General features: G+C 59.3%; 18 protein-coding genes. 8 read left to right on the plus strand and 10 right to left on the minus strand.

What is annotated here, in order from left to right; translation table 11 throughout:
* Window positions 1–1,014, minus strand: a complete 1,014-nt coding sequence (locus tag AD944_RS10885; RefSeq protein WP_045542873.1) for an AAA family ATPase — start codon at window positions 1,012–1,014, stop codon at window positions 1–3.
* A gap of 143 nt (window positions 1,015–1,157) precedes the next feature.
* Here AD944_RS10885 and AD944_RS10890 point away from each other — a divergent pair, with 143 nt between their 5' ends.
* From AD944_RS10890 to AD944_RS10910, 5 genes are all read left to right on the plus strand, one after another.
* A complete protein-coding gene (locus tag AD944_RS10890) occupies window positions 1,158–1,715 on the plus strand; it encodes a DUF1285 domain-containing protein (RefSeq protein WP_045542891.1) in 558 nt (185 codons plus the stop codon).
* A 20-nt stretch (window positions 1,716–1,735) separates the two neighbouring features.
* A complete protein-coding gene (locus tag AD944_RS10895; protein ID WP_045542890.1) occupies window positions 1,736–2,959 on the plus strand; it encodes a CCA tRNA nucleotidyltransferase in 1,224 nt (407 codons plus the stop codon).
* Between the two features lie 150 nt (window positions 2,960–3,109).
* Window positions 3,110–4,900, plus strand: a complete 1,791-nt coding sequence (locus AD944_RS10900) for an ABC transporter ATP-binding protein (RefSeq protein WP_045542889.1) — start codon at window positions 3,110–3,112, stop codon at window positions 4,898–4,900.
* A gap of 279 nt (window positions 4,901–5,179) precedes the next feature.
* Complete coding sequence (locus AD944_RS10905) at window positions 5,180–6,355, plus strand: HlyD family secretion protein (protein WP_045542872.1); 1,176 nt, start codon at window positions 5,180–5,182, stop codon at window positions 6,353–6,355.
* A complete protein-coding gene (locus AD944_RS10910) occupies window positions 6,352–7,929 on the plus strand; it encodes a DHA2 family efflux MFS transporter permease subunit (RefSeq protein WP_045542871.1) in 1,578 nt (525 codons plus the stop codon). Before AD944_RS10905 ends, AD944_RS10910 begins: the two co-directional genes overlap by 4 nt.
* Window positions 7,930–8,423: 494 nt before the next feature.
* Here AD944_RS10910 and AD944_RS10915 read toward each other — a convergent pair whose 3' ends face one another.
* The 5 genes from AD944_RS10915 to gpmI form a co-directional block, all read right to left on the minus strand.
* Window positions 8,424–8,933: an RNA pyrophosphohydrolase gene (locus tag AD944_RS10915; protein ID WP_045542870.1), complete on the minus strand. Its 510-nt coding sequence runs from the start codon at window positions 8,931–8,933 to the stop codon at window positions 8,424–8,426.
* Window positions 8,934–8,936: 3 nt separating this feature from the next.
* A complete protein-coding gene (locus AD944_RS10920; RefSeq protein ID WP_045542869.1) occupies window positions 8,937–10,076 on the minus strand; it encodes a divergent polysaccharide deacetylase family protein in 1,140 nt (379 codons plus the stop codon).
* A gap of 21 nt (window positions 10,077–10,097) precedes the next feature.
* Window positions 10,098–11,540, minus strand: coding sequence for a S41 family peptidase (locus tag AD944_RS10925; RefSeq protein WP_006559288.1), 1,443 nt, complete (start codon window positions 11,538–11,540; stop codon window positions 10,098–10,100).
* Between the two features lie 167 nt (window positions 11,541–11,707).
* Window positions 11,708–13,216 (minus strand): murein hydrolase activator EnvC family protein, encoded by a 1,509-nt coding sequence (locus AD944_RS10930; protein WP_045542868.1) that lies wholly within the window; start codon window positions 13,214–13,216, stop codon window positions 11,708–11,710.
* Complete coding sequence (gpmI, locus tag AD944_RS10935; RefSeq protein ID WP_045542867.1) at window positions 13,217–14,755, minus strand: 2,3-bisphosphoglycerate-independent phosphoglycerate mutase; 1,539 nt, start codon at window positions 14,753–14,755, stop codon at window positions 13,217–13,219.
* 6 nt (window positions 14,756–14,761) lie between these two features.
* Between gpmI and AD944_RS10940 the strand changes: the two genes are divergently transcribed.
* Window positions 14,762–15,040: a hypothetical protein gene (locus AD944_RS10940; RefSeq protein WP_045542866.1), complete on the plus strand. Its 279-nt coding sequence runs from the start codon at window positions 14,762–14,764 to the stop codon at window positions 15,038–15,040.
* A gap of 97 nt (window positions 15,041–15,137) precedes the next feature.
* Here the strand turns inward: AD944_RS10940 and AD944_RS10945 are convergent, their stop codons facing one another.
* The 4 genes from AD944_RS10945 to carA all read right to left on the minus strand — a co-directional run bounded on the left by AD944_RS10945 (window position 15,138) and on the right by carA (window position 21,720).
* The gene (locus AD944_RS10945) at window positions 15,138–16,334 is read right to left on the minus strand and encodes a threonine ammonia-lyase (RefSeq protein WP_035377740.1); all 1,197 of its coding nucleotides are present in this window, start codon (window positions 16,332–16,334) and stop codon (window positions 15,138–15,140) included.
* Between the two features lies 1 nt (window position 16,335).
* Complete coding sequence (gene greA, locus AD944_RS10950; RefSeq protein WP_039903066.1) at window positions 16,336–16,809, minus strand: transcription elongation factor GreA; 474 nt, start codon at window positions 16,807–16,809, stop codon at window positions 16,336–16,338.
* A 142-nt stretch (window positions 16,810–16,951) separates the two neighbouring features.
* On the minus strand, window positions 16,952–20,206 hold the full coding sequence (carB, locus tag AD944_RS10955; protein WP_045542865.1) for a carbamoyl-phosphate synthase large subunit: 3,255 nt from the start codon (window positions 20,204–20,206) through the stop codon (window positions 16,952–16,954).
* Between the two features lie 107 nt (window positions 20,207–20,313).
* A complete protein-coding gene (carA, locus tag AD944_RS10960; RefSeq protein WP_045542864.1) occupies window positions 20,314–21,720 on the minus strand; it encodes a glutamine-hydrolyzing carbamoyl-phosphate synthase small subunit in 1,407 nt (468 codons plus the stop codon).
* 180 nt (window positions 21,721–21,900) lie between these two features.
* Here carA and AD944_RS10965 point away from each other — a divergent pair, with 180 nt between their 5' ends.
* Together AD944_RS10965 and dnaG are read left to right on the plus strand one after the other, a co-directional pair.
* On the plus strand, window positions 21,901–22,356 hold the full coding sequence (locus tag AD944_RS10965) for a GatB/YqeY domain-containing protein (protein ID WP_045542863.1): 456 nt from the start codon (window positions 21,901–21,903) through the stop codon (window positions 22,354–22,356).
* Between the two features lie 62 nt (window positions 22,357–22,418).
* On the plus strand, window positions 22,419–24,251 hold the full coding sequence (gene dnaG / locus AD944_RS10970; RefSeq protein ID WP_045542862.1) for a DNA primase: 1,833 nt from the start codon (window positions 22,419–22,421) through the stop codon (window positions 24,249–24,251).
* Window positions 24,252–24,356 lie beyond the last annotated feature (105 nt).

A 24,356-nucleotide genomic window follows, 5' to 3' on the forward strand; every position in this document is an offset into this window, starting at 1 on the left:
TCAGCCCAGCCGGTTAACAAGCCGGGTGATCACATCATCCAGATGCACGCCTTCTGCCCGTGCGGCAAACGTGAGCGCCATACGGTGCGCCAGAATGGGGCGGGCAAGGGCAATGACATCATCCAGACTGGGGGAGAGGCGGCCATCCAGCAGGGCGCGAGCACGGGTGGCGAGCATGAGTGCCTGTGCGGCACGGGGGCCGGGGCCCCAGGCAATCTGGGTGCGCAGGGTTTCATCCTGCGTGGTTTCCGGGCGCGCGGCACGCACCAGCGCCAGAATAGCATCCACAATTTTTTCGCCTACAGGCAGGGCGCGCACCAGAGCCTGCGCTGCGATCAGGCTTTCCGCACTCATGATCTGCTGAGGAGGTGTCTGTTCTGCGCCTGTGGTGGCCAGTAGCATGGCGCGTTCAGAGTCCGCATCGGGGAAAGTGAGCGGAATTTGTAGCATGAAGCGGTCAAGCTGGGCTTCTGGCAGGGGGTAGGTGCCTTCCTGCTCCAGAGGGTTCTGGGTTGCCAGCACATGGAAGGGTTGGGGCAGCTTGTGCTCAGCGCCGGCCACGGCCACGCGACGTTCCTGCATGGCTTGGAGCAACGCGGACTGGGTGCGCGGACTGGCACGGTTGATTTCATCAGCCATCAGCAACTGGCAGAAAACCGGACCAGGCACAAAACGGAAGCTGCGGTGGCCGGCGGAGTCTTCATCCAGAATTTCGCTGCCTGTGATGTCGGAGGGCATCAGGTCAGGCGTAAACTGCACGCGCCGGGCATCCAGCCCCAGTACCGTGCCAAGAGTAGTGACCAGAAGGGTCTTGCCTAGGCCAGGTGCACCAACCAGCAAAGCGTGCCCTCCGGCCAATATGGCGGTAAGCGTCTGGCTGATAACCTTGTCTTGCCCGAAAATTACACGGGATGTTTCCTGCTGCACGGCCTGCAGGTGAGCGCAAAGGCGGTCAGCCTCTCGCACATCGGGTTGGGTCGGGGCGGGCTGGGGCTGTGTGTCTGATGCGGTCATGGGTCCAGTCTGTGCAGATACAGGGCTTACATCAAGCGGGGTATGATCCCTATATCATTCTCCACGCAGTGAAACAGTCATAACAGGATTATCTGTCAGTGCATGATGAAGGCCCATTCCCTGAGCGCGGGACCCCCTGCCATATTGCAGGACTGGATCCGGCAAAAGCAGGCGCAGAGCCCAGAAAACTGCCGTTTCTGATCCGTCGGGATGGAGTGTGGCTGTACCGGGGCACGCCCATAGAGCGCAAGACCATGGTGTGTCTGTTCGGCTCCATGCTGACCAGGGACGAAAATGGCGAATATCTGCTGCGTACCCCTTTTGAATCCGGGTCTATTGAGGTGGAAGACGTGCCTTTTCTGGCGGTAGAGCTGGAATGGAAGGGGTGTGGCCGCATGCAGCGCCTGTGTTTTCGCACCAATGTGGATGAACCTGTGGTGGCCAGCCGTGAGCACCCGATTCGCGCTGTGTGGGATGTACCACCGGATGCGTGCGGAGATGGAGGGTGCCCGCCTTATCTCCTTGTGCGAGCCGGGGATGGGCGCTTTCCGGTAGAAGCGCGGCTAACCCGCTCCGTGTGGTATGAACTGGCCGCTTTGGCGGAACCAGGCACGTGCAATGGCGTGCCCTGCATGGGTGTATGGAGTTGCGACTGCTTTTTCCCGCTGGCCCGCTTATGTGCAGAGAGCAAAACGGCGTGAGGGCTGCTGCCCCGAAAACTCTGGACGCAGGCAGTGAAGGACTGACACCCGCCCAGCGTCAGGCACTGGTGCAGATATGGGCCGTATTGCCACAGGCCCGTTTGGTGGGTGGTGTGGTGCGGGACCTGTTGATCGGTCGGCCCGTGGCGGATGTGGACATAGCAACCCCGGAAACACCGGAGCAGGTACAGGAGACATTAACGGCAGCAGGCATCAAGACGGTGCCTACCGGCCTGGCACACGGGACAGTCACGGCCGTAATCGCTTCTGCGCCTTATGAAATCACCACCCTGCGGCGGGATCTGGAAACGGATGGCCGTCACGCTGTAGTGTCTTGGACCACGGACTGGCGGGAGGATGCTGCCCGGCGTGATTTTACCATCAACGCCATGTCACGCAGTCGGGATGGCGCTCTGTATGATTATTTTGGCGGCCAGGCTGATCTTGCGCGCGGGCTTGTGCGGTTTGTGGGAGATGCGGGTACCCGCATAGAGGAAGATGCCCTCCGGATTCTGCGCTTTTTTCGCTTTCAGGGCCGTTATGGCGTAGGGCAGCCCGATGCAGATGCCATGCAGGCCATTATGCAGCGGGTGGAACTGATAACCCGGCTTTCTGTGGAGCGGGTATGGTCTGAATTGCAACGGATTCTGACTGGCCCCAATGCAGATGGACTGGTGACGATGATGGCACAGGCCGGAGTGCTGTCCGTAATCCTACCGGAAGGTTTTACGCTTGGCCGGTTTACGGGCCTTGTGCAGGTGGGCGCACCGGCTGATGCGGTGTTGCGTTTGGCTGCTTTGCTGGAGAAGGGCAGAGAGGGGGCGGCGCAACGCCTCAAACTCTCGCGCGCTGATACGGCGTTTCTGCTGGCTGTGTCCCACGGGCCCGTGCCGGAGGCAGATGCGTCAGATGCAACCCTTCGGCGCTTTCTGGCCGATGAACCGGCACGCCATCTGGTTGGCCGGACATGGTTGCGGCAGGCCACTCTTCTGGCTGAGGCGCAGGCCAATACGGAAGCAACATCTTTGCCAGACGCGCAGGCTTTTGCCGCGTTGCGGAAGCGTCTTGAGGCCATGCCGCGCCCTGTTTTTCCGGTAGCCGGACGAGATATTCTGGCCGCAGGCCATGCGCCCGGCCCTGCGGTGGGGCAGGTGCTTGCACATTTGCGAAACTGGTGGATGGCAGAGGGGTGCACGCCATCCCGCGAGGCCTGTCTGGCGCAGTTGCAGCATGGTTTTCGGTAACAATCGGGAAGGAAAAGATCGCCCCTCTCTTTTACGTGGCGGCAGGAGGCTGGTAGAGGGACGAGCATGACGTCATCTCATCCGGTTCCAGTCCAGCCTGTTCAGGCTTCCATTACCGCAGATCCTCCCACGTCCACGGTTCCTGTTGCCATGCAAGGGGAGGCGCAGAAAGCGGGTGGCAAGACGCCACGCGGCGGCGGACTGGTGCCAGATGATACACGCGTGTTGCTGAAACGCCTGTGGCGGGAGCAGGTGCGCAAACATCCGGGCCGGATTGTTGCGGTTATTGGGCTGACGGTGCTGACAGCGGCGTTGACGGCCCTTTACCCGCTGGTGATCCAGCGTGCTCTGGACATGTTCTCGGCCCATGATTCGCGCATTCTGTATCAGGTGCCATTGCTTGTGGTGATGATTACGGTCTCCAAGGCGTTGGCTCAGTATGCGCAGACACTGGCCGCGCAGGGGCTGGTTCTAGTCGTGATTCGCGGCTTGCAGGGCGAGATGTTTGACCATCTGGTGCAAACGGACATCACCCGGATAGAGCGAGAGCCCCCAGCCAAACTCGCAGCTCGCTTCACGACGGATGCTGTCTCTATTCGGGAAGCCATGATCCGCGCCGTGAACTCGCTGGGGGATGTGGTGACCGTGGTGGGGCTGATTGCCTCCATGTTCTATATGGATTGGGAACTCAGCCTGATTGCTGGCCTGCTGTATCCCATTGCTGCGGTTCCTATCCAGAAACTGGGCAAGCGGGTGCGCCGTGCTTCAGGCGGTATGCAGGAGAGAATCGGCGAGACCGCCGCTTTCCTGACAGAAAGCTTTGCGCAGGCGCGCACCGTGCGGGTGTATCGGATGGAGCAGCGCGAAAAAGCACGTGCCGCTTTGTCCTTTGATCATCTGTATCAGGCCATGCTGCGCATTACCCGTGGCCGGGCGCGTGTTGATCCGTTGCTGGAGGCTCTCGGCGGATCTGCAGTGGCGGCGGTGTTGGGGTTTGCCGGCTGGCGTGCCGCTATGGGGGGCGCAACGCTGGGTGATTTTTCAGGCTTTGTGGCGGCTCTTTTGCTGGCAGCCCGGCCATTGCGGGCGTTGGGCGCGCTGAATGCGGCCTTGCAGGAAGGTCTGGCAGGGCTTGTGCGCGTCTTTGACGTTATTGATGAAAAACCCGCTGTGACGGAACAGCCCAATGCCGTTCCTCTCCCGCCCGGCCGTGGAGAGCTGGTATTTGAAAATGTGGGTTTTGTGTACCCAGATGGCCGCGTTGGGTTGGACGGGCTGAGCTTCAAGGTAAAGCCCGGGCAGACGGTTGCGCTGGTAGGGCTTTCCGGGGCGGGTAAATCCACAGCACTTTCTCTTATCCCTCGGCTGCATGATGTCACATCAGGCCGTATTCTGCTGGATGGTGAAGATTTGCGGGCCTTGACGCTGGAGAGCCTGCGGGATGCCATAGCGTATGTTAGTCAGGACCCTCTGCTGTTTGATTTCTCCGTGCGGGACAACATTCAGATTGGAAAACCCGGAGCGCGGGAAGAAGCTGTGGAAGAAGCAGCCCGTGCAGCAGCAGCAGAACCCTTTATTCTCGCATTGCCCAACGGTTACAGCACCAGTGTAGGGCCAGGCGGGCAGCGGCTTTCCGGTGGGCAGAGGCAGCGTGTGGCATTGGCGCGCGCCTTGCTGCGTGATCCCCGCCTGCTGCTGCTGGATGAAGCCACAAGTGCTCTGGACAGTGAGAATGAAGCTGCGGTGCAGGATGCGCTGGCCCGGATGCGGCAGGCCCGCACAACCATTATTGTGGCGCATCGCCTCTCTACCGTGCGGTCTGCTGATCTTGTGATCGTCATGAAGGAAGGGCGGGCCGTGGAGTGCGGCACGCATGATGAGCTGATTGAGCAGGATGGGTTGTATGCGCGGCTGGTGCGGACCCAGGGGCTTGAGCGCTGAGGCCGCGTCATCAGCCTTCTGGAAAGTATAAAAGCAGTTTTAAAGAGGCTTTGAGAGCTGGCGGCTAGGCGGTGGCCAGCCTTACCGGGCGGCCTTAAGTCTCTTTTTCTTTTCCACCGTGGTCCTCGGTTTTTTGCTCAAACGTATGCCCACGGCATGAAGTCCGCTTGATGCTGTCTCATGATCGTGTCACATACTGACCGAACCGATCGGTCAGCCGATACCCCTGCGGGTGAAGTGGCTGCTGAATGAGTATGCGTTTGATGGACAGGGAACAGGATGGCCGACGACCATAACGAACAGGCTGAAGCCGCATCTGAAACCGGCGCCAAGCCATCCGAAAAAAAGAAAAGCGCGCGCGGCAAGATTATTCTGACAATCGTAATCGTGGTGTTGGCGATTGCCGCTGGTGTTTACTGGTTTCTGACCCGCAATGAGGTGGAAACGGATGATGCCTTTACCGCAGGCCGCTCCATTTCCGTGGCGCCCCATGTAGCCGGCTACGTGACCGAACTGCTGGTGAACGATAACCAGTTTGTTCGCAAAGGGCAGTTGCTGGCCCGTATTGACCCGCGTGACTGGAAAGCCGCACGGGACAAGGCTGCCGCCTCCCTCATCCGGGCGCAGGCTGCCAGGCAAGGTGCGGACATGCTGCATCAGGTAGCGGCTCTGGAGTTCCCCGGTAGGCTGACCCAGGCACAGGGGAACCTTGCAGCGGCCAAGGCGCAAGTGTTCAAGGCGGAAGCCGATTACAAGCGGCAGCGCTCCGTAGAACGGGCAGCTACGTCCCAGCAGGATATTGATTACGCCCGCGCGGCGCTGGATGCGGCCAAGGCGCAGGTTATGGAAGCGCAGGGTGCGGTGCAGACCGCCATGCCGGTTCTGCCAAACATTGAAAACACCAAAATTCAGGTCAGCCAGCAGGAAGGGCAGGTGCGCTACGCTCAGGCCGAACTGGACAGCGCTGACCTGAACCTTGAATGGACGGAAATTCGCGCGCCGCATGATGGCTGGATCTCCCAGCGTAATGTGGAGCAGGGAAATTACGTTTCAGCCGGTCAGCACATTTTCTCCATTGTGGAGCCGGAAGTGTGGGTGGTGGCCAACTACAAGGAAACGCAGATCACCCGCATGCGCCCTGGCCAGAAGGTGGATATCAAGGTGGACGCCTATTCCTCCATCAAGCTGCATGGTCATATTGATTCTTTGCAAAAGGGAACCGGTGCCACGTTCAGCGCCTTTCCGCCTGAAAACGCGACGGGTAACTACGTGAAAATTGTGCAGCGCGTGCCGGTGAAGATCGTGATTGATGAAGGGCTGGACCCCAACCATCAGCTTGCTCTGGGGCTTTCCGTTGTGCCTGTTGTGCATGTGGATACTCCCGGACAGCCGGACGGTGTGCCGCAGAACAACACAGACGCACGCACACCAGAGCATGAGCCCGCCGCGCAATGAGCGGGCAGGCCGACGCCGCAGCTGCGGGGTGGAAGCCCCGCCATAATCCATGGACAGTCGCTTTTGTGGTGACAATGGCGGCGTTCATGGAAATTCTGGATACGACCATCGTCAACGTCTCGCTGCCGCATATCGCGGGTAGCCTGTCCAGCACGTATGATGATGCAACGTGGACGCTGACGGCCTATCTTGTTGCCAATGGCATTGTGCTCACCATTTCCGGGTGGTTGGGAAAAGTCTTCGGGCGCAAGCGCTACTTCATGATCTGTATCGTGATGTTCACGGTCTCCTCCTTCCTGTGCGGCATGGCGACGAGTCTGGTGGAACTGATCCTGTTCCGCATGATGCAGGGCTTTTTTGGGGGCGGCCTTCAGCCCAATCAGCAGTCCATCATTCTGGACAGTTTCCCGCCTGAAAAACGGGCGGCTGCGTTTGGCCTGACCGCCATTGCCGCCGTGGTGGGGCCGGTTATCGGTCCGACGCTGGGTGGCTGGATTACGGATAATTTCTCCTGGCGCTGGATTTTCTTTATCAACGTACCCTTCGGTTTTCTGACAACAGTTGGGGTTGCGACCGTTGTGGAAGATCCTCCCTGGGCACAAAAGCGCAATGCGCCGATTGATATTATCGGTATTGGTCTGATTACGCTGGGCTTCAGTTGCCTTGAAGTGATGGTGGACCGTGGTGAGGATGCTGACTGGTTTGGCTCCAATTTCATTCGTGTCATGGGCGTTCTGGCGGTTATCGGGCTGGTGGGTGCGGTCTTGTGGCTTTTGCATACGGATCGTCCCGCGGTGGATCTGCGCGTGTTCAAGGATCGCAATTTTGCAGTCGGCACGGCGTTGATGGGGGCCATGGGGGCATTGCTTTATGCCTCCGCCATTATTGTTCCGCAGTTTGCTCAGCAGGTGATGGGGTACACAGCCACGCTCTCCGGCCTGATTCTCTCGCCCGGTGGTATTGCGGTGATCATTCTGATTCCCATTGTCGGCAAGCTCATGACGCTGATGAGCGTGCGTAGTGTGATTGCCCTGGGGTTTGGCTTGATGGGGCTGGCGCTGTTCAGTTCCGCCAATCTGGTGCCCTTGCTGGACTTCAAGCATCTTGTGCTGTTCCGCATGAGCCAGACGGCCTGCCTGGCTTTTCTGTTCGTGCCGCTTTCAACTATTGCGTATTCGACCATTCCGGAACGCCTGAATGCGGATGCATCGGCTCTTTTCAGTATGTCCCGAAACGTGTTGGGGTCTCTGGCTATTTCGGGCGCCACAGCCTTGCTGATGGAGCGGAAACAGGCGCATCAGGCGCATATGGTGCATTGGATGACCCCGTATCATCAACCTTATAATGATTACTTTGATCAGGCCAAAACCGTGGCGCAGGCGCGTGGTGCAACCGAGCATGCGGCAGAAGGCATTGCCCAGCATGTGCAGTATCTGGAATTTACCCGGCAGGTCGCTATGCTGACCTACAATGAAGTGTTCATGATTCTAGGGATTGGCGCGTTCTTGTGCATCCCTTTCTGCTTCCTGTTCACCCCGATCAGGGGCGGAGGAAAGCCCGGAGCGGCGCACTAAGTCCTGTATTGAAAAGCCCGTCAGACCAGTCTGGCGGGTTTTTTATATGCCCATGGGTGGAAGGGGCGCAGCGGTATGAGGTCGATCTTTATGTCGGCCAGCCAGAGTGTGGGGCGTAATCAGAGCAATGGCTATGCGGTTTGACTATAGGGCTTTCATCTCGGCGCATACCCAGAGGTAGAGAAAGGCCATGGTTCCAGTGGGCACTCTATGTCACCCCCATTAACCCTTGGTATCATCTGAAAAATAGAAGGGGGATGTTCTTATTGCAGCGGGGGATGGCTGCTGTTGAACGTGAGATCATGCCGAGGCACGGAGGCTGTTTGAAAGGCGGGGCTGGCAGGACAACTTGTGGTGGTGATCGAAGGGGTATTTACCCCACGATGAATCAACATCCGGCCTCTCTGGGCGCTTTTCCGGCCTTCACGCTTTCTCGCCAGCCTCACACGGCTGCGCTTTCAAAAAGCGTCAAAGCCCGATGGAAGGGGAGTGGCTTAGCTTGCGTGGGTGAAAGGCTCGAAGTCCTGCACCAGCTTTTCGTAAATGGGCTTTTTGAAGCCCACGTTCCGTTGGGGCAGGGACGCGAGGTCTACCCACTGGAAGGCATCAAATTCCGGCGGGTTTTGCAGGTTCAGATTGATGTCCTGATCTGTGCCGGTGAAGGCAAGCGCAAACCATTTCTGTGTTTGCCCGCGATACTTGCCGCCCAATGCCTTGCCAATCAGATTTTCAGGCAGATCATAGGCAATCCATTCTGGATGCTCTTTCAGAATGTGCAGTGTGTCCGTGCCAATTTCTTCCTGCACTTCACGCAGCACGGCAGCTTCAGGTGTTTCGCCTTCGTCTATGCCGCCCTGCGGGCATTGCCATACGCCTTCTGAAAGGGGACCGCCCACGCCGGGCATATCCGTGCGGCGGGCGATAAAGACTTTGCCGTCTGCACGGAAAATAAGGGCTCCTACATTTGGACGGTAGGGCAGACTATTAGGAGAAAGAACTGTCATGGCTCAGAATCGGGGCTGCTGGGAGTTCTGCTGGTTCCAGTTGGGCGCGGACAGGTGAACATGCATGCCACCATCGGCCTGAGCAGGACCTTTAGAGGATGCTGGCGTGGTTGAGGATGATGCCGCAGCCGGTTGGGGCGCAACAAGCATGCTGACAGGCACCAGTGTAATGCCCACATCTTTCAGGTGCGGAATCCACGCACGCAGGCAGGCCAGAGCCACAGGGCGCAAAGGCCCCATCACCCCAATGGCGCGGCCATTCCGGCGTGCTGCCTGCTGAAGTTTCAGCAACTGGATATCAATATTGACGATATCTGTATCGGTATTGATGCTGACATCCGCTGTGCCAATGGCGCCCGGCCCCTGCGCGGCTGTTCCCGGTGTTGCGTTCAGGTAGAGAAGGCCGCGCTTATCAATATCAGTCAGAATAGGCGTGAAAGCAGGAGAGTGAGGAAACGCGCCGCCATTCTGGCCGGAAAAGGCGTTGGTTACACCTGCATAGCCCGCAAGGCTTGAAAGCGCCCAGCTATAGTTTTCCATATTTTTAGATGCGGAAAGCCCAGCCCCCAAGGCTCTGGGGCCAGCATTGTTCGCAGCCTTGGCGTCTGCTCCGCCTGCGGCTTTATCGTCCTGAACCGGCAGGGACAACAAGGTTTCATGCTTGTGGGCACGCGCCTGCTGGATAATGTCATCCGCATCAGAGACATAGGGAGAAATGGCCAGAGAAACCGGACCGGGCAGGGAGGTCATGGCTTCCTGCGTCAACGCCTCAGAATCCCCCACGCCGTCAATCAGCAGTGCCACCTGGGCGGAGCCTGCGGGCACATCTACCACAGGGGCGGCATAGACCTGGCGTGCCATACGCCCATGCTGGCCGCGCTTGGGCAGTGCGTAGCCATTCGGGCCACTATGGTTTTCAAGCAGGTCCGCCTGTAGGCCGGGAATATCGATTTTGGCCGCCTGCGGCTGCGCAGAGTCTGCTGAGGGTAGATCAATGTCCTGACCGCCAATTTCCGGACGCGGCGGCCCCATGATCTGCAAGGTGATTGCCAGCACGCCAGCCACAGCGGCAGTGCCCCCCCAGAAGCGAACAAAGGCCCGGCCAGAAGGTGGCATCTGCTGCCACAGGGACGTGCTGTGCATGATGGCTGTTCCTGTCACGGATTAATGGTGCGGGGCTTCGTCCTTGGTCACCACTTTTGCAGGCGGCAGGGCGGCAGCCGGATCAGGCGCAGGCAATCCTGCCATGGAGCGCACAACTCGCAATCCCTGCTGAAGCTGGAAATCCGTTTTGGGTTTGGTGTAGTCAAATTCAGGCCAGTTGGCCGGAGGCTCAGCCGGAATATCCTTGGCAATGGCCGGCAGATCCGTGCGGGGCACGGCTTTGGTCTGGTTGCCACCCTGATTTTTCAGAATATGTTCAAGATCTGCTTCATGCAGGCTGAAGCCGGGGTCTTCGCGCGTTTCCCGAACGGCAATATCGGGCGTAATGCCCAGCGCCTGAATGGATCGACCGGAAGGCGTATAGTAGCGCGCCGTGGTCAGGCGGATGGCACCGTTGCCCGGAATGGGCATGATGGACTGCACGGACCCCTTGCCGAAGGATTTTGTACCCACCAGCACGGCACGATGATGGTCCTGCAATGCGCCGGAGACAATTTCAGATGCCGAGGCTGACCCACCGTTGATCAGCACCACAACGGGCAGACCATCGGTAATATCTGTACCGTGGGCATCCCAGCGCTGGCTGTCCTTGGGGTGGCGGGCGCGGGTGGAGACAATCTCGCCAGACCGGATGAAGCTGGAAGACACATCAATGGCCTGATTCAGCAGGCCGCCGGGGTCATTCCGTAGGTCCAGCACCAGCCCGGCCAGCTTGCCGCCGGCCTGCTGCTTCAACTGGTTGTAGGCTTTGAGCAGCCCTTTTTCCGTTTCCTCATTGAACTGGGCAATGCGGATATAGCCGATGCGATCATACAGTGCGGATTTGATCACTTCGATATGAATGATCTCACGCGTCAGCGTCAGGACGATGGGCTTGGGTGTTTTTTCACGCACCAGCGTCAGGGTGATCTTGGTGTTGGGTTTGCCGCGCATTTTCTTCACGGCTTCATCCAGCGGCGTGCCATCAACGGGGTGGCCATCCACGGCGATGATATAATCACCCGGCTTGATGCCAGCGCGGAAGCCCGGCGTGCCATCCACAGGCGAGACAACGCGGATATGGCCGTCCTGCTGCTGAAGCTCCAGCCCAAGCCCGCCGAACTCGCCTTTCATCTGCACCATCATGTCTTCGTACTGCTTTTCAGTCATGTACGAACTATGGGGGTCTAGCCCGGTGAGCATGCCGTTCAGGGCGTTGGTGATCAGATCCTTGTCAGAAACAGGTTCAACATAGTCTGCACGGACAAGGTCAAGCACGGTGCCAAACAGGGTCAGCAGCCGGTAGGTTTCCGCATGGTTGGCGGTAGGGGAGGCATCGGGCGCCTTCTCAGCCAGCGCGGGGGAGGCGAGCATGCCTGCGCCAGAAAGCACTCCTGAGTGGGAGGCCACGGCAAGGCCTGCCAGAAAGGTAGCGCCGAGCATCAGACCTGTGCGGAACTTCATGCGATCTCGTCTCCTGTCGCCGGGCGTGGCCCGTGCGGTCGTATCCTGTACTGTTGTATTGCACATCGTGCGGCCAAACCGGAGCAGTGTCTGCTTCTTGCCACCACTCTGCGGCAACGGAGAGTAGCGGCTTCTGCCGCTCAGGAAAACTGCCTGTGCGCTTTTCCTTACAGGAATGGCGCAGGGTTGACAGCCTTCTGACCATGGCGAAGCTGAATAAACAAGGTGCCGGAGCCCCCCATATGCCCAACGGGTGCGCCTTTTGTGAGGCTTTGCCCGGTTTCAACATCTAGTCCACCCAGTCCCGCCATGACAAAACGGTAATGCTGCCCGCAGTTGAGGATGATCATCTGGCCATAAGTTCTGAACGGGCCTGCAAAATCAACGCGCCCCGAACAGGGGGTGCGTACGCTGGCACCCGGCGGGGTGCGGTAGGTCACACCCGTTGCCGGACCAGATTCGGTGGCGGAACCCCATGTTGTTACCAGTGCGCCCGCCACGGGGCGCGTGCCGCCACCCGTTGGCGCACGCTCACTCAGGCCCGGACCTGCTGATGTCTGAATAGCCTGCATCTTCCGGCGTGCTGCATCGGCCTGCTCCTGCGCGCGGCGGCGGGCGGCCTCATCCTTTGCCGCCTGATGGGCGCGCTCGGCTGCGGCAATTTCCTTTTGCAGGGCGGCTTCCGCATTGGCTTGCAGCGCATCCAGACGGGAGACGGCATCCTGAAGGGTGGAGGCTTTTTTTGTGGCGTCTTCCAACCGTTGAGAAGCTGCGCGGGCGGCGGCGTTGGCCTGCCGCTGGGCATCACGCGCTTTGAGGGCCTGCTGCTTTACCGTGTCACGCTGCCGGGTCTGGGTCTGTTGCAGGGTGGCAAGCTGGGTAAGGTGGGTTGAGAGTTCGGTATCAAGGGCTGTCAGTTTTTCCTGTCTGGCCCGCATATCCTCGGCCTGATGCTCCAACTCCCGTGAGAGGCCACGCAGAACCAGAAACCCTGTTACAGCTTCCCCCTGTGGTACGGGGGCAGCCAGAAGGGTATCTGAGGGGTAAAGGGACAGGCGTTCGGCCAACGGAAGCACGGGGGAGAGCGCTTTTGCATCTTCCTCCAACGCGGCATGAAGGCTGGTCTGTTCTTTCCGGATATCTGCAATACGGGAATCGAGATCAGCAATCTGCTGTTCCGTGGTTTGCAACTGCGTGGTGGCGCTAACGGTCGCGGCGGAAAGCGCAGTGGCTTTGGCGGCACTTTGAACGGCCAGCGCCTGAGCCGCCGCATTCCGTGCGCGGGAGGCTTCCACCGCCGCAGCTTGTGCCGCTTTTTGCCGGTTTATGGCATCCCGTTGGGCCTGCGTGGTTTGCAGCGCCTGCCGCGCCTGCAGCACAGATTGCTCGGCCTGCTGTTCCGCTTTTGTTGTTGGAGTGCTGCTGCCGGAGGCTTTGGAGTTTCTGGTGTGGCTGCGTGAGGACGCGGTGTGATGGTGGCTGGCAGAGGACTGGTTGCTGGCATGCCCAGCGCTATGGCTGCTTTTGGCCGCTCTGGTTTTTTGCGAAGCAGCTAGCGCCGTGCCGGGGGATATTCCAGCCCCTACAGTCAGAAGCACGGCGGCAAGGCCACACACTCCCCCCGCCAGAAGGCGGCGCTGGGCAGAGGGGGGAGAGGGTGGCAGCGTAAAGAGCATTCAGTCCGTTAACAGGGATACGCCGGTCATGTCATCCGGTTTGGGCAGGCCCATCATATCCAGCAGGGTTGGGGCCAGATCTGCCAGCCTGCCATCTTTCAGTTTTCGGTCGCCTACATTGAAGGCCACCAGCGGAACAACATTAAGCGTGTGGGCCGTGTGAGGCACCCCGGTATCCGGGTCTCTCATGGTTTCGCAGTTGCCATGATCCGCTGTAACCAGCAATGCACCATTCTGCTTTTTCAAAGCCTCCAGAATACGGCCTACGCCCGTATCAACCGTCTCAACCGCTTTGATGGCTGCTTTCAGAACCCCCGTATGTCCCACCATGTCCGGATTGGCGAAGTTCAGCACAATCAGATCATACGTGCCGCTTTCAATGGCATGCACGGCTTTATCCGTCAGTTCCGGCGCGGACATTTCGGGCTGGAGATCATAGGTGGCGACTTTGGGGGAAGGGACCATGATACGGTCTTCTCCCTCAAACAGCGTTTCCCGGCCACCATTCAGAAAATAGGTGACATGCGGGTATTTTTCGGTCTCCGCCATGCGCAACTGTTTGCGGCCTGCGCGGGAGACAACTTCACCCAGAATATTGGTGAGTGTTTCCGGCGGGAACAGGATGGAAATACGTTCCACCAACGTATCGCTGTAATGGGTCATACCCAGTACGGCCGCGAAGGAAACCACCTTATGGCGTGCAAAGCCGTCAAAATCAGGCTCCACCAGCGCATCAAGAAGTTGCCGGATACGGTCTGCACGGAAATTGAAGGAGAGAATAGCATCTCCATCCTTCATGCCGGTGTAGCCTTCAAGCACCGTGGGGAGAATGAATTCGTCCGTGGTATTGGCCTTGTAGGCGTCTGCAATCACATCCTGCGCGGTTGCGGCTTTCGGCCCTTCGGCAGTGACAATGGCGTTGTAGGCTTTTTCAACCCGCTCCCAACGCTTGTCGCGGTCCATGGCGTAATACCGGCCGCTGACAGTTGCGAGGGTGACACCTTCGGGTAGCTCAGCCTGCAACTTTTCCAGATACCCCTGAGCAGATTGCGGTGGTGTGTCTCGCCCGTCTGTAAAGACATGAAACGCGACGGGAATACCCGCTTCCGCCACAATACGGGCGAGTGAAACCGCATGATCCTGATGCGCATGCACCCCACCGGGGGAGACAAGGCCCATCAGATGACAGGTGCCTCCGGTTTTTTTCAGCGTAGCAAGAAAAGCCTGCATCACAGGGCTACGGGCAACAGACCCGTCCCGCAGGGCGGTAAAGATCCGGGGCAGTTCCTGCATGACCACACGACCGGCCCCGATATTCAGATGCCCGACTTCCGAATTACCCATCTGGCCTTCCGGCAGGCCCACATCCTCGCCGCAGGTGCGCAGAAAGCTGCGCGGCGCATTGGCCCAAAGCGCATCAAAAACGGGCGTGTTGGCAAGCTGGACGGCGTTATCTGAGGAGTCTTCTCTCCAGCCGAACCCATCAAGAATAACCAGCATGACGGGACGTTTGTGCTGCTGCGGCGCGGAGGTGCTCATGGGGGCATGCCTTCTTATGTTTTTGTTGGAAAGATCATGCCACCAAATGCCTTTTTTCACAAAGGGGACAGACGTTTTCTTCCTGGAAAGCTCGCAGGGCTTCTTGTAGCGGATTTTCAGGACAACCTGACGCAAGCGATGTTTCAGGCCGAGATGGGGCCTGACAATACCGGCTCAGAATGCCGTGGAGGGTTTCCGGCGAAAAATTCTGCTCGGAAGGAAATTTTTTTCGTCAGGACAAACTATGTCAGGAAACATCCTCAAAAGCAGCGTGCCACACTTTAATGGGGACGCGCCTTATGCGGAGAATGAGAAGGACGAAATAAGGGAGTGTTGAGAAAAAAGACGGGGAGGCAGCGTGCCTCACCCGTCGGAAAGTGTCTTAGGCGCGGCGCACAATATAGGAGTGGCCGAGCGCTTTGGTAATCAGTGCTGCGTGTTCGGGGTCGCGCGCTTCGATCATGACTTCCAGCTCCGCTGCCTGAACGGAGGGAGCCGCAAACAGGCGCTGGTGAGATACTTCTATTATGTTGCCACCAGCTTCCCCAATGGTCTTGGAAATATCGGCCAGAACGCCAGGGCGATCTGGAATTTCCATGATCAGGCGGAGAATGCGCCCATCGCGCAGCATGGCGCGCAGAAGGGTATTGGCCAGAATACGGCTATCAATGTTGCCGCCAGAAATAGGCAGCGCCACCTTTTTACCCCGGAACACGTCCGGGTAAGTCAGCACCGCCGCCAGTGCCGCAGCACCAGCACCTTCACTGATCTGCTTTGCCCCTTCTGCTAGCAGAGTGATGGCGGTTTCTACCGCACATTCGGGCACGACCAGAACTTTGGAGACCAGCTTGCGGATGACTTCATCCGGGGCTTTGCCAATCTGCAGAACCGCAATGCCTTCTGCAATGGTCGAGCCGCCATTGGGATGGGTCGCAGGGCCGGGGAAGGCTGAGAGGGAATCATACCCTTCCACTTCCACACCAATCAGTTCCATGTCCGGGCGCATGGCGCGCGTGGCGACAGCACACCCGCTGAGCAGACCGCCGCCGCCAATGGGGGCGACCAGCATATCCAGCGGACCGGCATCTTCCAGCAGTTCCAGCGCGCATGTGCCCTGGCCTGCCATAATGGCAGGATCATCATACGGATGGATGAAGGTGCGGCCTTCCCGTGCCTGAAGATCCTGTGCGAACAGCAGGGCTTCTGCAAAGCTTTCGCCTTCCAGAACCACGCGGGCACCCCAGTTACGGGTACGCACCACCTTACCGGCAGGCGTGAATTTGGGCATGACGATTACGGCATCAATACCCAGCAGGCTGGCATGACGTGCCACGCCCTGCGCATGGTTGCCGGCCGAAACGGCAATCACCCCGCGCTGGCGTTCTTCAGGTGTCAGCAGGGCCAGCTTGTTGGCGGCCCCCCGTTCCTTGAAGGAGCCAACGGCCTGAAGGTTTTCAAGCTTCAGGGTAATGTCCGCGCCCGTGGCCTTGGACAGCGCGTGAGAGGAAATCGTGGGCGTGCGGAGAACATTGCCCTTGATTCGCCCCGCCGCTGCGGTGACGTCCTCAAACGAGATCATGTCAGATGAATTTCACGGAAAGGATTTCATACGTCCGGTCACCGCCCGGAGCAGGCACGGAAATGCTGTCTCCTTCATGCTTGCCGATCAGAGCCTTGGCCAGCGGGGAGGAAATGGACAGCAGGTTCTGTTTGATGTCGGCTTCATACACGCCAACAATCTGGTAAGTGGCTTCCTTGTCCGTGTCTTCATCAACCACGGTTACGGTTGCGCCAAACTTCACCTGATCGCCAGAAAGGCTGGTGGGGTCGATCACCTCGGCGGTGGAGACAATTTCTTCCAGCTCAAGGATACGGCCTTCGGTAAAAGACTGCCGTTCACGGGCTGCATGATATTCCGCGTTTTCGGACAGATCCCCATGGCTTCGGGCTTCCGCAATGGCGCGGATAATGGCCGGACGTTCCTCGGACTTGAGCCTGCGGAGTTCGTCTTCAAGACGCTTCAAGCCTTTGCCCGTCATTGGAGTTTTCTGCAAGGCGTATCCCCAAAGTGATTTTGCCAGCACACTGGCTGGCATTAAAGTGACACAGATAAGCGGGCACGCACCGCGCCGCTAAAAAAGCGGGCAGCCACCCGTCCGGAACAGCCGGGCAGGCTGTAACGCCTGCCCGTTCTGATCAGAATGTTCCGCTAAAGTATGACTGAAGCGGCGCAACATCAAGCGGTCCTTCCCGCATTGCCGCAATCGCGTGGATTGCAGCGCGGGCTCCGGCCATGGTTGTGTAGTGCGGAATGCCCAACACCAGAGCTGAACGGCGGATGTCAAAGCTGTCCGCTACAGACTGTGCGCCCTGTGCCGTGTTGATGACCATCTGCACCTCACCGGATCGAATGGCGTCCACACAATGCGGGCGGCCTTCCAGCACCTTGTTCACCACGGAAACCTCTATTCCGGCATCCCGCAGTTTTTTGGCTGTGCCGCGTGTGGCCAGAATTTTCAGGCCCATCTTGGCTAGCTGGCGGCCCAGTGCAGGCAGGTGTGGCTTGTCGCTTTCTCGCACGGAGAGGAACACCGTGCCTTCAGTCGGCAGGCGCACGCCAGCCCCAAGCTGGGATTTGGCAAAGGCCCGTTCAAAGGACGTATCAAGCCCCATCACTTCACCCGTGGAGCGCATTTCCGGGCCAAGGATGGTGTCCACTTCCGCAAAGCGGTTGAAGGGGAACACAGCTTCCTTCACTGCCACGTGCGGTGTGACGGCACGGTCATCCAGATTGAAGGCGGTCAGCTTTTCACCGGCCATCACGCGGGCGCCAATCTTGGCGACCGGAACGCCAGTGGCCTTGGCCACAAACGGGACTGTGCGGGAAGCGCGAGGATTGACCTCCAGCACGAAGATTTCCTGATCCTTGATGGCGTATTGCACGTTCATCAGGCCCACAATGCCCAACTCGCGCGCCATGGCTTCGGTCTGGGCCTTCAGTTCCGTCACAATGGCGGGGGAGAGCGTGTAGGGCGGCAGGGCGCAGGCGCTGTCACCCGAATGGATGCCCGCTTCCTCAATGTGCTCCATAACACCGGCCACATACACTTCCTCGCCATCGGAAATGCAGTCCACATCGGCTTCAATGGCTTCGTTCAGGTAGCGGTCAATCAGCACGGGGCCGGAGGCAATTTCGTGCCCGGCCAGTTGCAGGGCCACGCGCATGTAGCGTTGCAGGGAGGCGCGGTCATACACGATTTCCATGGCGCGGCCGCCCAGCACGTAGGACGGGCGAACAACCACGGGGTAGCCAATCCGTTCCGCCACATCTTCCGCTTCCTGCGGGGATCGGGCAATGCCGTTGGCGGGCTGGCGCAGGCCAAGCGTGTGCAGCATGGTCTGGAAGCGTTCGCGGTCTTCCGCACGGTCAATGGCGTCTGCCGGGGTGCCCAGCAGCGGAATGCCAGCCTTTTCAAGCGCATGAGACAGTTTGAGCGGAGTCTGCCCGCCATACTGCACAATGCAGCCTTTGATTTTGCCTTTCTGCTGCTCACACCGGATGAGGGCGATAACATCTTCCGCCGTCAGGGGCTCGAAATACAGGCGGTCAGACGTATCATAATCGGTGGAGACGGTTTCCGGGTTGCAGTTGACCATAATGGTCTCAAACCCGGCTTCACGCAGCGCATAGGCTGCATGCACGCAGCAGTAATCGAACTCGATCCCTTGCCCGATCCGGTTGGGGCCACCGCCCAGAATGATAATCTTTTCACGGTCCGTCGGGTCGGACTCGCACACCGGCGGCGCAAACATGCCTTCATAGGTGGAATACATATATGGCGTGCTGGAAGCGAACTCGCCCGCGCAGGTATCAATGCGTTTGTAAACGGGGGTTACGCCTGCTTCTGTGCGGAGTGCGGCCACTTCGTCCGCCTGCACACCGGAGAGGCGGGCAAGCTGCACATCCGAAAAGCCAAGCGCTTTCAGGCGGCGCAGGCTCTGGGCGTCACGCGGCAGACCATGGTTTTCTACCTGCCGTTCTGCATGAACGATCGTTTCAAGCTGACGCAGGAACCACGGTTCAAAGCGGCAGGCTTCATTGATCTCTTCAACGGACAGGCCAGCACGCAGCGCCTGAGCCGCCATAAGGATGCGTTCCGGGCGTGGCTGGGAAAGAGCAGCGCGGAAGGCATCCACGCCGCCATCGCCGGGTACGTCCACAGGGTCCAGTCCATGCAGGCCGGTTTCCATGGACCGCAGGCCCTTCTGCAAGGCTTCCGGGAAGGAGCGGCCAATGGCCATGGCTTCCCCCACGGATTTCATGGAGGTGGAGAGCAGGGCAGGCGCACCGGGGAATTTTTCAAACGTGAAGCGGGGGATCTTCACCACAACGTAGTCAATGGTCGGCTCGAAGGAGGCCGGGGTGGTTGTGGTGATGTCGTTCTTCAGTTCGTCCAGCGTGTAGCCCACAGCCAGCTTGGCCGCGATCTTGGCGATCGGGAAGCCGGTAGCCTTGGAGGCCAGTGCGGAGGAGCGGGACACACGGGGGTTCATTTCAATCACCACCATGCGGCCATCTGCCGGGTTCACGCCGAACTGCACGTTCGAGCCCCCGGTTTCCACGCCAATGGCGCGCAGGCACGCAAGGGACGCATCACGCATGCGCTGATATTCCTTGTCGGTCAGCGTCAGTGCGGGAGCCACGGTTATGGAGTCACCCGTATGGATGCCCATGGGGTCAATGTTTTCAATGGAGCAGACGATAATGCAGTTGTCCGCCTTATCGCGCACAACTTCCATTTCGTATTCTTTCCAGCCCAGAAGGGATTCTTCAATCAGCACTTCCGTGGTGGGGGAGGCATCCAGACCGGAGGCCACAATCTGCTCAAATTCCTCACGGTTGTAAGCAATGCCGCCGCCAGAACCGCCCATGGTGAAGGAGGGGCGGATAATGGTGGGGAAGCCGATGTTTTTCAGCGCTTCCCGTGCTTCATCCATGGTGTGGGCAATGAAGCTGCGCGGGCTTTCAATGCCAATGGCGTCCATGGCTTCACGGAATTTCTGACGGTCTTCCGCACGGTCGATTACTTCCGCATCAGCGCCAATCAGTTCCACGCCATGTTTTTTCAGGAATCCGGAGGCATCCAGCGCCATGGCGGTGTTCAGCGCGGTCTGGCCACCCATGGTGGGCAGCACGGCATCCGGCTTTTCCTTCAGAATGATGCGTTCAACACACTCTGGGGTGATGGGCTCCACATAGGTGGCGTCCGCCAGACCGGGGTCGGTCATGATGGTGGCGGGGTTGGAGTTGACCAGAATGACCCGGTAGCCTTCTTCCCGCAGGGCCTTACAGGCCTGTGCGCCGGAATAGTCGAACTCGCAGGCCTGCCCGATCACGATGGGACCAGCGCCAATAATGAGGATGGAGCGAATATCTGTCCGTTTGGGCATGATGCGTTCAGTCCTGACAGGCAGCCCGCAGGGGGCTGAAAAAGCGGGAAAAAGAAGGATGGATGCGGGGCGTTGCCGTGCAGAGGCGCACGGCGGGCCGGGGCAGATCAGTTCTTGCTGGCATGAGCATCAATCAGCGCCACAAAGCGTTCAAACAGGTAATAGCTGTCAGACGGGCCGGGGCTGGCTTCCGGGTGATACTGCACGGAGAAGGCAGCATAACGGTCAGAGGCCAGACCTTCGTTGGAGCCATCGAACAGGCTGACATGCGTGACGTGCGCATCGGCGGGCAGGCTGTCCGCATCCACGGCAAAGCCATGGTTCTGGCTGGTAATTTCCACGCGGCCGGTTGAGAGATCTTTCACCGGCTGGTTTGCCCCACGGTGGCCACGGGCCAGCTTGTAGGTCTTGCCGCCGAGCGCCTGCGCCAGAAGCTGGTGGCCAAGGCAGATGCCAAACAGCGGGATACCCGCATCCAGCACATCCTTGATGGCAGGCACGGCGTAGCTGGCGGTGGCTGCCGGATCACCCGGACCATTGGAGAGGAAAACGCCTTCAGGTTTCAGGTCCAGAATTTCTTTCGCCGTGGTGGTGGCTGGCACGACCGTTACGTCACACCCGGCGGCGACAAGGCAGCGCAGGATGTTGCGCTTGGCACCGTAATCAACGGCTACAACCTTGCGGCGCTTGCCGGATACCGCGCGAGTGCCTGCGGGCCATTCCCACACGCTTTTGTCCCAGGTGTAGGGGGCTTTGCAGGTGACTTCCTTTGCCAGATCCATGCCTTCCAGACCCGGCCATGCCTTGGTGGCGGCCTGAAGGGCATCCAGATCGAACTTGCCGTTTTCAGGGTAGAACAGGGCGGCGCTCTGCGCACCCTTGTCACGGATTTTCAGGGTGAGGGAGCGTGTGTCCACGCCCGCAATGCCGGGCACGTTGCGTTTTTTCAGCCACGCATCAAGGCTGGCTGTGGACCGCCAGTTTGTGGGTTCGGTCACATCTTCCTTGACCACAAGCCCACGGGCGGCCACCTGATCGGCCTCGTCATCTTCCGCATTGGTGCCCACATTGCCGATATGCGGGAAAGTGAAGGTAATGATCTGCCCGGCAAAGGAAGGGTCTGTGAGCGTTTCCTGATAACCCGTCATGCCAGTGGAGAAGCAGATTTCCCCGATGCTGGGCTGCTGGGTGAAGGCGCCAAAGCCCTTGCCCCACAAAATGGTTCCATCTGCAAGAACAAGGGCGGCTGTTGCGCCATCCGGGCGGGCATCGGGCATGGATGATCCTGTTGTGCTGCCTCCCGTAGGGGAGGATTTGTCCTGAAGCGTGGGGTCTGCGGGCTGGAGATCAGCCAGGGAAAGGCCGGTGGCCTGTGCAATGACAGGCCAGTGACGGGAGGGGATGGCCTGCGCCTGCCGCCATTTGCGAATGGCCTCCGTGCCAACGCCGGTAAGCCGGGCTGTTGCTTCGGGGCCGCCTAATCGGGCAATTATGGTATCGATTGACATGGGCATGGCTTACGTTGTTCCTCCCGTGGCGTCCCTTCTAGCAGTCCGTGAGAGAGGTGGGAAGAAATTTCCCACATGCCGGATTGGGTTTAGTGGGTGAGTGGGAAATTTCTTCCCACAGGATGACTGTCCGTCACGCGTCCTCAGGGAACCGTGCGCGGCATGATAAAGGAAGTATGAGGGATCATGTCTTTACGTGAACGCCTGATGGCTGATCTGAAAACGGCAATGAAGGCCGGAGAAAGCGCGCGTGTGGCTGCTATCCGCATGATCACCGCCAAGCTGAAGGATGTGGAAATTGCTGGCCGTGCCAAAGGGGCGGAAGGCCTGAATGAGGATGAAGCCATTTCCGCCCTGCGCGGCATGGTGAAGTCCCGCACCGAATCCGCCACCATGTATCGCGATGCCGGGCGACCGGAACTGGCCGAGAAGGAAGAGGGTGAAATTGCCGTTATCCGTTCCTATCTGCCTGCCGAGATGGATGATGCCGCACTTGAAGCTGCCGTGAAGGAGGCTATTGCCGCAACCGGGGCCGCTGCCATGAAAGACATGGGCAAGGTGATGGGTGCGCTAAAAGCCAAATTTGGTGCAGGGCTGGATATGGGCCGCGCCAATGCGGTGGTGAAGACGCACCTGAGCTAACGGGAGCAGGCAGGAATACGGGGCGCGCAGCGTGACTCAACAGGCAGGAGGGCTGGCATAATATGGCGATCGAGCCGGGCTTTCTGGACGAACTACGTGCGCGTACCCCTCTGACATCTGTTATCGGGCGGCGGGTCAAACTTGTTCGCTCCGGCAAGAACTGGAAGGGCTGCTGCCCCTTCCATGGTGAAAAAACGCCATCGTTCTACGTGTATGATGATCACTTCCACTGCTTTGGCTGTGGCGTGCATGGAGATGTGATCTCCTTTGTCATGCAGATGGAGGGCAAGAACTTTCCCGAAGCGGTTGAGGAGCTTGCGACCTCGGCCGGGATGGAAGTGCCCAAAGATACCCGCCGTTCTCACGAGGAGGTGGCGCGCAGCCAGTCTCTGGAAGATGTGCTGGCGCAGACGCAGGCGATCTGGTCCAGCGCATTATATGCTCCTGCGGGCAAGGCGGGGCTGGACTATCTGCTGGGGCGCGGCCTGACACGCCAGACCATTGAGGATTTCGGGCTGGGCTGGGCGGGTGATGGTCGTGGCGGCCTGAGTGCGGCGCTGGCGGCCAAAAACATCACCCCCCAGATGATGGCGGAAGCCGGCCTGATGCGGCTGGATGATGAGGGGCGACCAAAGGGCGAACTGTTCTGGGGGCGGGTGACCTTTCCCATTCGGGACAGGAAGGGGCGGCTTGTTTCCTTCGGGGGGCGTATTCTTGGCGATGGTCAGCCCAAATATCTGAATGGGCCGGAAACAGCCCTGTTTTCCAAGCGGCGTCTGCTGTTTGGTCTGGACAAGGCGCGGGCCGCCGTCAGGGCGCCTCATCCCAAAGGCACACCTCCCACTGATCTGATTGTGGTGGAAGGGTATATGGACGTGATCGGCCTCCATCAGGCCGGATTCAGGGGAGCCGTCGCGCCGTTGGGAACCGCCCTGACCCCCGAACAGTTAGAGGTTTTATGGCAGGTCGATCGGGCACCCATCCTATGTTTTGATGGGGATGCGGCGGGGCGGCGCGCAGCAGCGCGCGCGGCTGAGGTGGCGCTGCCTTTGCTGAAAGCCGATCACACCCTCCGGGTATGCCTGTTGCCAGAGGGAGAAGACCCGGACAGTCTGGTGCGTAGCCGGGGCCAGCAGGTGGTGGGTGAAATGTTCGCCACGGCCGCGCCTCTGGCGGATGTGCTGTTTGATCTTCTTGCCGGGGGTATCAGCAACCCGGGGCCGGAAGAGCGGGCGGCTCTGCGCCACAAATTGGTTGAGGCGGCTGGCCTTATACCGGACAAGGCTCTGGCGTCCGAATACCGTTCGACTCTGTTGGACCGTTTTTTCGAGACGTTCCGGCGCAGGAAGGGCAAGGGTGGAGGCGGGGCATTTACCCCGGCGGCGCGGCCAAGTATCGGTGATGGCAAGCCGGTGGTGCTGGATGCCATGCAGGAGCGGCAGCGTATCCTGCTGGCGTTGCTTCTCCGTTATCCGGAAGTTGTGCCGGAGGTGGAAGATGCTCTATGCCGCCTGAGCCTCCCTGATGCCTTCTCCGAGGTGCGGGGACTCCTGCTTGATCTCTCGGCCGAGGGAGCATTGCCGGAGACAGGCGAGGCTCTTCTTTCAGCCCTTGAGGGGGAGGAGGAAGAAGAGATGGTGCAGCAGGTGTTGAGGGGAGGTCCGCTTCCGTTTTCATTTGAGGAAAAGGACTCTTCTCTGGCTGTGGCGGTGAGAACACAGTGGTGGCATTTTTACGGTTTGCTGAATTTTTCTCAATTCCAGCAGGAGGTTGAGCAGGAAGTGGCCCGCTTCTGGCAGAAGGGCGGAGATTCGGCGGAATGGAAACGATTACAGCCCCGTCTTGAGGCGCTGGCACGCCTCAAACGAGGCGAAATGGAAGAGCATGGGCTCTAGGGCGCAGGAACATTCAGGGAGTGTTCCCCTTGACTTCGGAGGCAGGATATCCCACGTCCTGCCCGCCCTGGAAAACTGAACAGTATGTATGGTGAGCTGGTCGTT

This window comes from Acetobacter tropicalis, from assembly GCF_001580915.1.
In the GTDB taxonomy this organism is placed as follows: domain Bacteria; phylum Pseudomonadota; class Alphaproteobacteria; order Acetobacterales; family Acetobacteraceae; genus Acetobacter; species Acetobacter tropicalis.

Bases quoted from the DNA above. Each gene is read 5' to 3' on its own strand.
- AD944_RS10885 (WP_045542873.1), bottom strand. From the start codon at position 1,014: ATGACCGCATCAGACACACAGCCCCAGCCCGCCCCGACCCAACCCGAT.
- AD944_RS10900 (WP_045542889.1), top strand. From the start codon at position 3,110: ATGCAAGGGGAGGCGCAGAAAGCGGGTGGCAAGACGCCACGCGGCGGC.
- AD944_RS10905 (WP_045542872.1), top strand. From the start codon at position 5,180: ATGGCCGACGACCATAACGAACAGGCTGAAGCCGCATCTGAAACCGGC.
- AD944_RS10910 (WP_045542871.1), top strand. From the start codon at position 6,352: ATGAGCGGGCAGGCCGACGCCGCAGCTGCGGGGTGGAAGCCCCGCCAT.
- AD944_RS10915 (WP_045542870.1), bottom strand. From the start codon at position 8,933: ATGACAGTTCTTTCTCCTAATAGTCTGCCCTACCGTCCAAATGTAGGA.
- AD944_RS10920 (WP_045542869.1), bottom strand. From the start codon at position 10,076: ATGCACAGCACGTCCCTGTGGCAGCAGATGCCACCTTCTGGCCGGGCC.
- AD944_RS10925 (WP_006559288.1), bottom strand. From the start codon at position 11,540: ATGAAGTTCCGCACAGGTCTGATGCTCGGCGCTACCTTTCTGGCAGGC.
- AD944_RS10930 (WP_045542868.1), bottom strand. From the start codon at position 13,216: ATGCTCTTTACGCTGCCACCCTCTCCCCCCTCTGCCCAGCGCCGCCTT.
- gpmI (WP_045542867.1), bottom strand. From the start codon at position 14,755: ATGAGCACCTCCGCGCCGCAGCAGCACAAACGTCCCGTCATGCTGGTT.
- AD944_RS10940 (WP_045542866.1), top strand. From the start codon at position 14,762: ATGCCTTCTTATGTTTTTGTTGGAAAGATCATGCCACCAAATGCCTTT.
- AD944_RS10945 (WP_035377740.1), bottom strand. From the start codon at position 16,334: ATGATCTCGTTTGAGGACGTCACCGCAGCGGCGGGGCGAATCAAGGGC.
- carB (WP_045542865.1), bottom strand. From the start codon at position 20,206: ATGCCCAAACGGACAGATATTCGCTCCATCCTCATTATTGGCGCTGGT.
- carA (WP_045542864.1), bottom strand. From the start codon at position 21,720: ATGCCCATGTCAATCGATACCATAATTGCCCGATTAGGCGGCCCCGAA.
- AD944_RS10965 (WP_045542863.1), top strand. From the start codon at position 21,901: ATGTCTTTACGTGAACGCCTGATGGCTGATCTGAAAACGGCAATGAAG.
- dnaG (WP_045542862.1), top strand. From the start codon at position 22,419: ATGGCGATCGAGCCGGGCTTTCTGGACGAACTACGTGCGCGTACCCCT.